The 322-nt window shown below is 67.7% G+C and carries 1 protein-coding gene; it reads right to left on the reverse strand.

Features of this window, described 5'->3' with window-relative positions; translation table 11 throughout:
- Positions 1-322 (reverse strand): HAD family hydrolase (locus EN852_RS37880; protein WP_246694555.1); only part of this gene is annotated, 322 nt, incomplete at both ends.

Consider the following 322-nt stretch of genomic DNA (forward strand, 5'->3'; position numbering starts at 1 on the left):
AGCGGCAGCTCGAGCGCCTCGCCGACCATCGCATAGGCTCGGCCGTCGGGCTTGAGGATTTTGGTATAGGTCGCGTCGACGATCGTCTCGAACAGCGCAAGCAGCGGCAGGCGCTCGCGGAACGACTTGCCATAGAAAAGGTCGAGCTCGTTGGACAGGATGGCCAGCCGGACGCCGGCTTCATGTGCGATGCGGATCGCGCGCTCGGCCTCCGGTCGCACCACCGCCTGCGGATCGGCGCCACGCGCCCGCTGCACGAAGATCGACATGTCCTGCCAGTCCTCGCCGACCAGGCGGCCGACCTCGCGGGTGCGCGTTTTCC

Origin of the sequence: Mesorhizobium sp. M2E.F.Ca.ET.209.01.1.1, assembly GCF_004010375.2 — a bacterium.
Taxonomy (GTDB): Bacteria; Pseudomonadota; Alphaproteobacteria; order Rhizobiales; family Rhizobiaceae; genus Mesorhizobium.